Source organism: Virgibacillus ainsalahensis (genome assembly GCF_055380755.1).
The window spans coordinates 1,067,474-1,079,589 of record NZ_AP043943.1; the positions used below are offsets into that span (position 1 = coordinate 1,067,474).

Annotated in this window: 7 protein-coding genes; all 7 read left to right on the top strand. The window is 40.1% G+C overall.

Annotated elements, in window-relative coordinates:
* Window positions 1-139 precede the first annotated feature (139 nt).
* The 7 genes from ftsE (at window position 140) to uvrA (ending at window position 11,668) form a co-directional block, all read left to right on the top strand.
* Window positions 140-826, top strand: coding sequence for a cell division ATP-binding protein FtsE (gene ftsE, locus ACZ427_RS04965; RefSeq protein ID WP_461178396.1), 687 nt, complete (start codon window positions 140-142; stop codon window positions 824-826).
* A complete protein-coding gene (gene ftsX, locus ACZ427_RS04970; protein WP_461178397.1) occupies window positions 816-1,709 on the top strand; it encodes a permease-like cell division protein FtsX in 894 nt (297 codons plus the stop codon). The genes ftsE and ftsX overlap by 11 nt, the downstream gene beginning before the upstream one ends.
* Window positions 1,710-1,852: 143 nt before the next feature.
* Window positions 1,853-3,289 carry a murein hydrolase activator EnvC family protein gene (locus tag ACZ427_RS04975; RefSeq protein ID WP_461178398.1) on the top strand — a complete coding sequence of 479 codons (1,437 nt, stop codon included), beginning with the start codon at window positions 1,853-1,855 and terminating at the stop codon, window positions 3,287-3,289.
* Window positions 3,290-3,698: 409 nt separating this feature from the next.
* Window positions 3,699-5,162, top strand: a complete 1,464-nt coding sequence (locus ACZ427_RS04980) for a S41 family peptidase (RefSeq protein ID WP_461178399.1) — start codon at window positions 3,699-3,701, stop codon at window positions 5,160-5,162.
* A gap of 129 nt (window positions 5,163-5,291) precedes the next feature.
* Complete coding sequence (locus ACZ427_RS04985; protein ID WP_461178400.1) at window positions 5,292-6,473, top strand: PDZ domain-containing protein; 1,182 nt, start codon at window positions 5,292-5,294, stop codon at window positions 6,471-6,473.
* A 303-nt stretch (window positions 6,474-6,776) separates the two neighbouring features.
* Window positions 6,777-8,762, top strand: coding sequence for an excinuclease ABC subunit UvrB (gene uvrB / locus ACZ427_RS04990; RefSeq protein ID WP_461178401.1), 1,986 nt, complete (start codon window positions 6,777-6,779; stop codon window positions 8,760-8,762).
* A gap of 26 nt (window positions 8,763-8,788) precedes the next feature.
* Window positions 8,789-11,668 (top strand): excinuclease ABC subunit UvrA, encoded by a 2,880-nt coding sequence (gene uvrA / locus ACZ427_RS04995; RefSeq protein WP_461178505.1) that lies wholly within the window; start codon window positions 8,789-8,791, stop codon window positions 11,666-11,668.
* Window positions 11,669-12,116 lie beyond the last annotated feature (448 nt).

The window sequence follows — 12,116 nt, forward strand, 5'->3', positions numbered from 1 at the left end:
TATATCTAAAAAACCTGTCGATTGATGTTATAATGAATGAGGAATTACAAAGACATACCATTTTCTACATAAATGATTTATGTTTAACAAAGATTCGACAGCAAAGAACATCAACAAATTAAAAAGGTGAAATGTATAAATGATATTAATGAATGATGTATATAAAACATATGCGAATGGGGTTACTGCTCTTACTGGTATTAATGTTGATATAAAGCAGGGAGAATTTGTGTATATCGTCGGCCCAAGTGGAGCTGGGAAGTCCACGTTTATAAGATTGATTTATAGAGAAGTGAAGCCCACAGACGGCTCGATCATCATAAATGAAAGGGACTTAAGCAACCTGAAGGAAAAAAAAGTTCCTTTCTTGCGCAGGGAAATCGGTGTTGTGTTTCAGGATTTTAAACTGCTTTCAAAACTATCAGTCTACGAAAATATTGCTTACGCATTGGAAGTTATTGGCGAATCCCCTGGCAATATCCGTACTCGCGTGATGAATGTGCTGGATCAAGTTGGTTTGAAAAATAAAGCGCGCTTTATCCCGGATGAATTATCCGGGGGAGAACAGCAGCGTGTTTCCATTGCCCGAGCTATTGTAAATAACCCGAAAATTGTTATCGCAGACGAACCGACAGGGAACCTGGATCCTGAAACGTCATGGGGAATTATGAGGACTTTTGAAGAAATAAATGCAAAAGGAACAACAATTATTATGGCTACACACAGCAAAGAAATTGTAAATACGATAAAGAAACGTGTTATTGCTATTGAAGGTGGATCTATTGTAAGAGATGAGCACAGAGGTGAATACGGTTATGAAATTTAGAACGTTCTCAAGACATCTTAGGGAAGGGTTTAAAAATATCTTCCGTAATGGGTGGATGACCGTGGCTTCTGTAGGTGCAGTAACGACAACATTGATTTTAGTAGGGGCTTTTCTGGCATTAATCTTAAACATAAACCAAATGGCAGTGAATATTGAAGATGATGTCCAGGTAAATGCCCTGATTGATGGAACATTGGATGATGAGCAAATCACCACGTTAGGTGATGAAATTAATGACATTAGTGGCGTGGAATCAGTTGTTTTCTCATCAAGGGATGAACAATTGAACGAACTTGTTGATAGTATGGGAGAGCAAGGACAAGCCTGGCAGCTGTTTGAACAGGACAATCCATTAAACCATGTCTATGTCGTACAGGCAATCAATCCTGATGAGACAGCATTTGTAGCTGAAGAAATTATAAATATTGAAGGCGTACAGGAAGTCAATTATGGACAGGATGTTGTTGAACAATTGTTCGAGTTTAACCAGTATGCAAGATATATCGGTTTGGCTTTAATCGTCGGACTTGTGTTTACGGCAATCTTTCTTATTTCAAACACAATTAAAATTACGATTATGGCCCGTAGCAGGGAAATAGGTATCCAGAAATTGGTTGGTGCAACAAACGGATTTATCAGATGGCCATTCTTTGTTGAAGGCCTGCTGCTTGGAATATTAGGTTCCATTATTCCGGTTGCTGTGATTCTAACAGGGTACTACTACCTGGAAAACAATCTGAGTGGGCAAATCAGTTTTAATTTTGTAGAGATATTACCATTTGATCCATTTGCTTGGCAGCTTTCCCTGCTTATTCTAGTAATCGGTGCACTAATTGGTGTATGGGGAAGCGTGATGAGTGTACGGAAATTCCTAAAAGTATAGACAAAAGTTAAATATAAAGAAAGCCCGCTTCCCCCGAGCGTAAACAAGCTTGAGGAAGCGGGCATTACATCTGACAGAAACGAACAGAAAAAGAAATGTAGTACGTTTATTTTTTTATTGAGGGAAAGGGGAATACACAGTAAATGAAGAAAGTCTTAGCCGGTTTGCTTGTTGCAATAACTGCAGTAACAGGTGTATCCGCAAATACGAGTAATGTTTCAGCCGAATCAATAGATGAATTAGAAAAAGAAATCAACGAGCTAGAGAAAAATCAGGGTGAACTTAATAATAAACAGGGGAATATTGAAAACGATAAACAAGGAACACAAAAAGATATTGAGGAAAACCGTAATGAACAAGAATCGGTATCACAGAAAATCAATTCCATTGAAGAGAATCTTACAAAAACAGTAAGAGATATTCAGTCAAAAGAAGACGAAATTGATGCAACAAATCAGGAAATAGAAGAATTAGGCAACCGTATTGAAGAACTAAAGGAAGAGATTGCTGTTTTGAAAGAACGCATTGAAAAACGGAACAAGCTTTTAAAAGACCGTCTCCAATCGATACAGCAAAACGGAGGCTCCATGAACTACATAGAAGTAATATTTGGTTCTAAAAGCTTTGGTGATTTTATCAGCAGAACTTCAGCAGTAAATACAATCATGGATTCAGATAAAGCAATTATGGAAGCTCAAAAAGAAGATAAAATTGCGTTAGAAGAAAATAAAAAAGAAGTGGAAGCAAGCAAAGTTGAAGTAGAAGAACAAAAAGTTGCATTAGAAGGCCAGAAAGAAGAACTTGTCGTACTTAAAAACCAATTGGATGACCAAAAGTCAGAACATGAAACTCTTATGGCCCAGTTGGAGGAAGAACATGGTGAACTCCAGGAGACTAAGCTGAGTCTGGAAGAGCAACAGGAAGTTATTGCTGCAGAAACCGAAGCGAATAAGAAAGCAATAGCAATGGCAAAAGACCAAAAGGGTGAACTTGAACAGCTTGCAAAGGAAAAGGCGGCCAGAGAAAAAGCAGCAAGAGAGGAAGAAGCTAAGAAACAAACGAAGTCAAGCACAGCTAGTGCTGCCACAAAATCAACTGAGTCGAGCTCCAGTTCCGAGCCAAAATCCAATTCCGGATCAAACACCAGTACCCAGCCGAGTTCAAGCTCTGGTAGCAGTGGTGGATTATTTATAAAACCTGCTCCTGGCGGTATAACTTCCACATTTGGTTTCCGCAGCTCCCCAGGTGGTATAGGATCAACAAACCATAAGGGTGTTGACTTTGGAGTGGGTACCGGAACACCTTTAAAGGCACCAGCGGATGGAGTAGTAAGTACGGCTAGAAGCATGGGCGGGTTTGGTAATGTAATTATGATTTCCCACCATATTAACGGAAAAAGCTATACAACTGTTTCCGCGCACTTAAGTAGTATGTCCGTTTCGCGTGGGCAGAAGGTAAGTCAAGGACAGGTGATTGGAGCAACAGGTAATACCGGGAATTCCACCGGACCGCATTTACATTTTGAAGTGCATCTTGGAGGATACGGCAATGCTGTAAATCCATTGCCATATCTAAGATAAAAATTAAAATAAAAAGTAAAAGGCATCTACCAATTTGGTGTGATGCCTTTTTTGGTAATTTAGAAAGCATAAAACTTTCTTACTGCATAAGTTCGGGCTAAGGCCTTTGCCACAAAACTTTGCAAAAACCAAGTTTTCTAATAAGCAGCGCTGAATTAGCACCCATTTTGTAAAGACTTTTCGGTAGGAAGCGTAATCGCAGTCCAAGCTATTAGAAATCAATCTAAAATAATTGATAAGATAAAACCATAGTCATCAGGATAATATAATGGTATGCTTTTTATATTGACAGATTGGGAAGTATAAAAAGTTCCCTATCACATAAGTGTATATAGAGGTTTACTGTTAGGCTTGGTGCTAAACTAGCGTTGTAATCTTTTACATGAACCATATAAATCGGGGTGAATATATGAATTTGAAAAAATCACATATAGTATTAATTTTGTTGGCCGCTCTTGTTTTAGGTCTTGGCGGGGCATATGCCGGAGTACAACTTGCACAGAATGATGGCATGGAGGATTCCCAAAACAATATCATTGAAGCATTAGAAGGCTCAACAGATGAAGATGGTGAAGCGGGGCAATCGGGAGACCTGAAAAAAGTAAATCAGGCATATAATCTGATAAAGCAAAACTACCTGGAAGATGTGGAAGATAAGCAGTTAATTGAAGGTGCTATTGAGGGTATGCTTGCGACGCTTGGTGACCAGCATACGTCCTATATGGATGCTGAAATGATGGGACAGTTCAATGAACAGATAGAATCTTCGTTTGAAGGGATTGGCGCAGAAGTTAGTATGGTAAATGATATAGTTACCATTGTCGCACCAATCAAAGATTCTCCTGCTGAAAAGGCCGGATTGAGACCAAACGATCAAGTTCTTTCGGTGAACGGTGAAGACTTAGAAGGATTGAATCTGAATGAAGCTGTTGCAAAAATACGCGGGGAAAAAGGATCCGAGGTTGTTTTGGAAATCCAGCGATCAGGAACTACTGAGCCGTTTGATGTGACTCTTGTACGAGATGAGATTCCGGTTGAGACGGTTTATAACCGAATCGAAGAAGTTGATGGAAAGAAGACGGGGATTCTGGAGATAACGAATTTCTCTGAAAATACGGGAAAGGAATTTGAAGAACAATTACAAATGCTGGAAGATGAAGGAATAGAAGGCTTGGTTATTGATGTCCGGGCAAATCCTGGAGGCTTGCTGAACGTAGTGCAGGAAATTCTAGCACTATTCGTTCCTTCAGATATGCCGTATCTGCAAATAGAAGATCAGAACGGAGAAAAAGTGCCTTATTACTCTGAATTAGATAAGGAAAAAGATTATCCAATCAGTGTACTGATTGATGAAGGGAGTGCCTCTGCCTCCGAGATTCTTGCAGTCGCCATGAAAGAAATGGGAAATGATGTCGTTGGTCAGAATAGTTATGGAAAAGGAACCGTGCAACAAGCGGTCCCATTAGGTGATGGCAGTTCCATTAAGTTGACCACATTTAAATGGCTTTCTCCAAATGGAGAATGGATTAATGAAAAAGGCGTGAAACCTACAATCGAAGTTTCACAACCTGAGTATTTTTACACCAATCCTGTCCAAATTGAAGAGCCTCTGACTTATGATCAAACGGCTGAAGCAATCGGCAATATTCAAAAACTGTTGACTGGATTGGGTTATGATCCGGAACGTACGGATGGTTATTTTAGTAAGGAAACTGAAGAAGCAGTAAAGGAGTTTCAAGCTGATAATGACCTTGAGACAACTGGAGAAGTGGATGAAGAAACAGCTAGTATAATCCAAACGAAAGTTGTTGAAAAGATCCGCGATGGGGAAGATGATCAGCAAATGGATAAAGCATTAAGTGAATTATATTAATAATTAAATCCGCGGGTCGCCCTCGCGGATTTCAATTTTTAGCAGAAAAAGACATAAATCATGCAGGAGAAAATTCGACAAGTATCGAATATATTAAAAGTATGAGTTATATTAAGAAGGTGATAGTCAATGACACAGGTATGGGGTGTCGAAATCCTGCAAGGCATTGGGAAGGTATTTTTGAATCCGTTGCTTTATTGGATTCTCTTATTAGTCATTCTGACAGGTTATAAGCGAATAAAAAAAGAGCGAAAGCATTTTGGTATTAAAGTATTTGATCTATTTTCAGAATGGAAAAACACGTGGGTTCCTTCAATTGTGACCGGTATTATTGTTTCAGTTGCAGCATTAGGCATTGGTATGGTATTTACATATGAAACAGTTCTATTGTTGAGTATTGTCATTATTATCTTGAGTTTGACCTTAAAATTCACATTACTCTCAGCAAGTTATACCATTGGAATAACGTATGTATTGCTTTTATTTTTGCTGGCATTTATGGAGAATCAATCGTACATTAATACAGACTTGTTTTCACAAATAAATTTTACCGGTTTGGTCATTTTATTGGGAGTTTTTTTGCTGGTTGAAAGCATACTCCTTAAAAGGGTAAAACGTAATGAGACATTTCCAGAACTTACTGCTGGAAGTCGCGGCGGATGGGCAGGACAGCATCATATCAGGAAAATGAGTATCATTCCATTTTTTACACTTGTACCGGCAGGCATGATTACGCCTTTTGTACCGTTCTGGCCATATTTTTCGCTGGGTGGTGAATCCTATGGTATTTTGCTTGTTCCATTTTTAATTGGTTTTGATTATAAAGTGATGGGAAGTATGCCACAGCAAGCAGCAAGAAAATTGGGAAGGTCGACCCTGTATTTAGCAGTGACCGTTCTGCTTTTAGCAATTGGTAGTGTATATGTATCCTGGCTTTCACTCTCTGCTGTGCTAGTTGCAATTATAGGCAGGGAATATATAAATTATAGGCAACGTTTGAAAGATCGTTTGGAACAGCCTTATTTTCATCAAATACAAAATAGACTAAAAGTACTTGGGGTCATACCGGGAACTCCAGCACACCGGCTTGATATCCTTGTTGGAGAAACAATTTCAAAAGTTAATGGAAAACGGGTAAGTAATAAATATGAGTTTTATCATGCATTACAGGAAAGTGGAGCCTATTTTAAGCTTGAATTATTGGATGATTCCGGTGAAATGCGATTTGTGCAAGGTGCATTTTACGAAGATAATCATCATGAGTTAGGTCTTATCTTTACAACTGCACCGCATCGTTCTGAAAAGCAATAATTCATAAAAAGCCGCTTTACAGCAGAAAGTGGCTTTTTATGTATTTATTTGCGGTTCAGCCAAACATGAATGGAACAGTTGGTGGCATTAAAGTAAATAATTAAACGATAAATAAAAAGGAAGCCTTTTATCTTTGATTCATTGATAAAAGGTTTTTACATATGAATGATTTTTTTCTGAACGTTAAGGGTAGTATGTTTGTAGAGCTGAAATGCAAAACAATCGAATATTCGTTCGTGGTTATGTTAAAATGGATAATTATATATGGTAAACTAGTGATAGATGAGATCGGAGGCTTGCGTTGTGGAAGAAAATAAATTTGAACTAGTGTCAAAATATGAGCCGGCCGGTGACCAACCGAACGCAATCAAAGAAATTACAGAAAAAGTAAAGGCCGGACAGCGGCATCAGACGTTACTTGGTGCAACAGGGACAGGTAAAACATTTACCATGTCAAACGTTGTCCAGGAAATAAACCGGCCAACATTGGTCATTGCCCATAACAAAACACTGGCAGGGCAATTATACAGCGAATTCAAGGAATTTTTTCCGGACAATGCTGTAGAATACTTTGTCAGTTTCTATGATTATTATCAACCAGAAGCATACGTCCCATCATCTGATACATTTATCGAAAAAGATGCAAGTATCAATGATGAAATCGATAAATTACGTCATTCCGCCACGTCCTCGTTATTTGAGCGTGATGATGTACTGATTGTTGCAAGTGTTTCCTGTATTTATGGGCTTGGTTCTCCTGAGGAATATGGAAGCCAGATGCTTTCAATACGAATGGGGATGGAAAAAGACAGGGACCAGTTATTACGTGATTTAGTAGATATTCAATATGCAAGGAATGATATCAATTTTCAGCGTGGTACCTTTCGTGTCCGCGGAGATTCTGTTGAAGTAATCCCTGCATCGAGGGAAGAGCGCTGTCTGCGTTTTGAGTTTTTTGGTGATGAGATTGACCGAATCCGGGAAGTAGATGCATTAACCGGGGAAATTATCGGGGATCGTGAACATGTAACAATCTTCCCTGCTTCTCACTATGTTACGCGGGAAGAAAAGTTGAAATTAGCTATAAAAAACATTGAAAAAGAGCTGGGAGAACGATTAAAAGAGTTGCGGAAAGAAAATAAACTGCTGGAAGCTCAGCGATTGGAACAACGGACCCATTATGATTTGGAAATGATGGAGGAAATGGGTTTTTGTTCAGGTATCGAAAACTATTCCAGACATTTAACACTAAGGGAGGCAGGTGCGACACCATATACCTTATTTGATTATTTGCCGGAAGATGCCCTGGTTATTATCGATGAATCACATGCCACATTGCCGCAGATTAGAGGAATGTTTAATGGTGACCAGGCAAGAAAACAGGTGCTCGTGGATCATGGCTTCCGTCTTCCTTCCGCGATGGATAACCGACCATTAACATTCCAGGAATTCGAACAAAAAACTCATCAGCTTGTTTATGTTTCTGCCACACCGGGCCCATATGAATTGGAGCATTCACCGGAAATGACAGAGCAAATTATTCGTCCGACAGGGTTGCTGGATCCAAAGATTGATGTTCGTCCAATTGATGGTCAAGTTGATGATTTAATCACTGAAATTAATAAACGATCAGAGCGAAATGAACGGGTGTTGGTAACGACCCTGACGAAGAAGATGTCAGAGGATCTGACGGACTACCTAAAAGAGATTGGTATAAAAGTAGCTTATTTACATTCGGAAATTAAGACCCTGGAACGAATTGAAGTGATCCGGGATTTACGGGTTGGAAAATATGATGTGCTTATCGGGATCAATCTGTTGAGGGAAGGCCTGGATATTCCTGAGGTATCACTTGTTTCCATACTTGATGCTGATAAGGAAGGTTTCCTCCGTTCTGAACGTTCACTTATTCAGACGATGGGCCGCGCCGCCCGCAATGAAAATGGAGAAGTAGTCATGTATGCAGACAAAATTACTGATTCCATGCAAGGGGCAATGGATGAAACAAACCGCCGCCGTGAAATACAAATGGCTTACAACGAAGCACATGGCATTACACCAACTACGATTAAGAAGGAAGTCCGTGATGTAATTCGTGCAACGGTTGCTGCCGAGGATCAGGAAGAATACAATGAAAAGACAAAAAGCTTAACAAAACTGTCGAAAACAGAGAAAACAAAAGCAATCGAACAAATGGAAAAAGAAATGAAGGAGGCTGCAAAAGCGCTTGATTTTGAAAAAGCTGCAGAGCTTCGTGATATTATACTCGAACTGGAAGCAGGAGCTTAAAATAAATGCGGGAAGGTGAATCATTCATGCCTAGTAAATCTATTCAAATACAAGGTGCCAGAGCACATAATCTAAAAGATATTGATGTAACGATTCCGAAAAATAATCTCGTCGTATTTACGGGTCTGTCCGGATCGGGAAAGTCATCCCTCGCATTCGACACGATCTATGCAGAAGGTCAACGACGTTATGTCGAATCGCTTTCCGCATATGCAAGGCAATTTTTAGGGCAGATGGATAAACCGGATGTTGATGTAATTGATGGCTTGTCTCCGGCAATAGCCATCGATCAAAAATCCACGAATAATAACCCACGGTCCACTGTTGGTACCGTAACGGAAATTTATGATTACCTGCGTTTGCTTTTTGCACGTGTCGGTCAACCTACCTGTCCGAAGCACGGTATCGAAATAACATCACAAACGGTACAGCAAATGGTTGACCGGATTCTGGAATTTCCCGAAAGAACGAAAATGCAAATTCTCGCTCCGGTTGTTTCAGGAAGAAAGGGAGCGCATGTAAAAACCTTTGAAAATCTAAAGCAGGAAGGTTATGTCCGCATTCGTGTGGATAATGAAATGCGTGAGGTAACGGACGAGTTTGATCTGGATAAAAATAAGAAACATTCGATTGAGGTTGTGGTTGACCGTATCGTTGTAAAGGAAGGGATTTCCGGTCGATTAAGTGACTCAATTGAAACAGCTCTCGGACTTGGGGAAGGAAAAATAATTGTTGATGTTATCGGACAGGAAGAAATAATGTTTAATGAACATCATTCTTGCCCGATTTGCGGCTTTTCCATTGGAGAATTGGAGCCACGGTTGTTTTCATTCAACAGTCCTTTTGGAGCCTGTCCGACATGTGATGGTCTGGGAACAAACTTGGAAGTGGATATTGATTTGGTCATCCCTGATTGGGACATATCACTGAAAAAAAATGCGATTGCGGCATGGAAACCTATCAGTTCCCAATATTATCCGCAGTTATTGAAAAGCGTATGTAATCATTACGGGATTGATATGACGATCCCGGTGAAAGATATCCCGAAGGAAAAAATGGATAAAATCTTATATGGAAGTGGAAAGGAAAAAATTCACTTCCATTATGAGAATGATTTTGGCAGTGTAAAAGATAATATGATTCAATTCGAAGGTGTCGTTAATAATGTTGCACGTCGCTATCGGGAAACTACTTCCGACTTCATTCGTGAAACATTGGAAAAATATATGGCACAGAAAAATTGCCCAACATGTGATGGTTTCCGTTTGAAAGAAGAAGCCTTATGTGTATTATTAAACGGAAAACATATCAGCAAGGTAACTGATTTGTCCATTGTAGAAGCAAATGAATTCTTTGACCATCTTGATTTAACGGAAAAAGACCAGCAGATTGCTGAAATGATTTTAAAAGAAATAAATAACCGACTCGATTTTTTAAACAATGTCGGTCTGGATTACCTAACATTATCACGCACTGCCGGAACACTCTCCGGTGGAGAAGCACAGCGGATACGTCTGGCGACACAGATTGGCTCTGCATTAGCAGGTGTACTTTATGTATTGGATGAGCCATCCATCGGCCTTCATCAACGTGATAATGATAGACTGATTGCTTCTTTAAAACGCATGCGCGATTTGGACAATACGTTAATTGTTGTGGAACATGATGAAGATACAATGTTAGCAGCGGATTGGCTGGTTGATATAGGGCCAGGTGCGGGTGAGCATGGCGGGGAAATTGTCGCCAGTGATACTCCGGAGAGTGTGATGGAAAACAAACAATCATTAACAGGTCAGTACTTATCAGGTGAGAAATTTATTCCATTACCATCGAAACGCCGTAAACCATCCAAACGGAAGATTGAAGTTGTCGGAGCAGAACAAAACAATTTGAAAAATGTTTCCGCGAAATTTCCGATTGGTCTGATGACAGTGGTGACTGGTGTATCGGGATCTGGTAAGAGCACACTGGTGAATGATATTTTGCATAAGTCACTGGCGAAGAAAATTTATCGCGGCGCGAAACAAAAACCTGGAAAACATAAAAAAGTAAAAGGCATTGAACATATTGACAAAGTAATCGATATTGATCAATCGCCGATTGGACGAACACCAAGATCTAATCCGGCAACCTATACGGGAGTATTTGATGATATTCGAGACGTTTTTGCTCAGACAAATGAAGCGAAAGTACGCGGTTATAAGAAAGGACGCTTCAGTTTCAACGTCAAAGGCGGGCGTTGTGAAGCCTGCAGGGGGGACGGAATTATAAAAATTGAGATGCACTTTCTGCCAGATGTGTATGTGCCTTGTGAAGTATGCCATGGCAAGCGGTACAATCGGGAAACATTGGAAGTGAAATACAAAGGTAAAAATATAGCTGAAGTACTGGAGATGCGAATTGAAGAAGCATTAGATTACTTTGCTGCTATCCCTAAGATCAAAAGGAAAATCCAAACCATGTATGATGTAGGTTTAGGATACATCCGGCTTGGACATCCTGCTACGACGCTTTCCGGTGGGGAAGCACAGCGGGTGAAACTGGCGAGTGAGCTGCATAAACGTTCCAACGGAAAGTCCTTCTATATTTTGGATGAACCAACAACCGGCCTGCATACAGATGATATTAAACGTCTGTTGGCTGTACTGCAGCGTCTTGTTGATAATGGTGATACCGTACTAATTATTGAACATAATCTAGATGTGATTAAAACAGCAGATTACCTCATCGATCTCGGGCCAGAAGGTGGAGGCCGCGGGGGTCAAATTATTGCAACAGGGACGCCGGAGCAAATTGCTGATGAAAAAGCATCCTATACAGGAAGATATTTAAAGCCAATTTTAGAACGTGATCGGAAGCGAATGGAAGCAGCAGTGGCTGAAAAAGAAAAAGTAAGTTCTAAGTAAATTAAAAAGACAGTGGGTTCATGCAACCTGCTGTTTTTTAATAGGTAAGAATTTATAAATGTTTCGGCGACATATCAATTCCTTGTCAGTAAACGTCTCGGCGAGCTTCAGCGCCTCCCCCCTCCTGAGGGTGAAAAGCTGTGAGCTCCCGCATGAGCCAAGAACACCACTGTGAGTTCAAACTTTCAGCTCACAAGACGTGGGTCAGTTCGACGTTGCCACGGATGTGGCGCTTTTAGTCGAGCTTCCTCTTGCCTTAGGGTGACCAAGACGCTCCGAGCTTTTGTTCGCAGTTAAGAAAACAACATGACGCGACTAAGAGCATGCCGCCATAATCTATAATGAAAATAGCTAATTTAACCAGATGTCTGTTCTCTAAAGACGTATCTTTATCGTGATTTTGCTTCTTCCATTTCTTTTGAACCCTAGTGTTATCACAATCGCTTCG

Excerpts from the sequence above, each read along its gene's own strand:
- ACZ427_RS04975 (WP_461178398.1), top strand. The coding sequence starts at position 1,853 with ATGAAGAAAGTCTTAGCCGGTTTGCTTGTTGCAATAACTGCAGTAACA.
- ACZ427_RS04985 (WP_461178400.1), top strand. The coding sequence starts at position 5,292 with ATGACACAGGTATGGGGTGTCGAAATCCTGCAAGGCATTGGGAAGGTA.
- ftsX (WP_461178397.1), top strand. The coding sequence starts at position 816 with ATGAAATTTAGAACGTTCTCAAGACATCTTAGGGAAGGGTTTAAAAAT.
- ACZ427_RS04980 (WP_461178399.1), top strand. The coding sequence starts at position 3,699 with ATGAATTTGAAAAAATCACATATAGTATTAATTTTGTTGGCCGCTCTT.
- uvrA (WP_461178505.1), top strand. The coding sequence starts at position 8,789 with ATGCCTAGTAAATCTATTCAAATACAAGGTGCCAGAGCACATAATCTA.
- ftsE (WP_461178396.1), top strand. The coding sequence starts at position 140 with ATGATATTAATGAATGATGTATATAAAACATATGCGAATGGGGTTACT.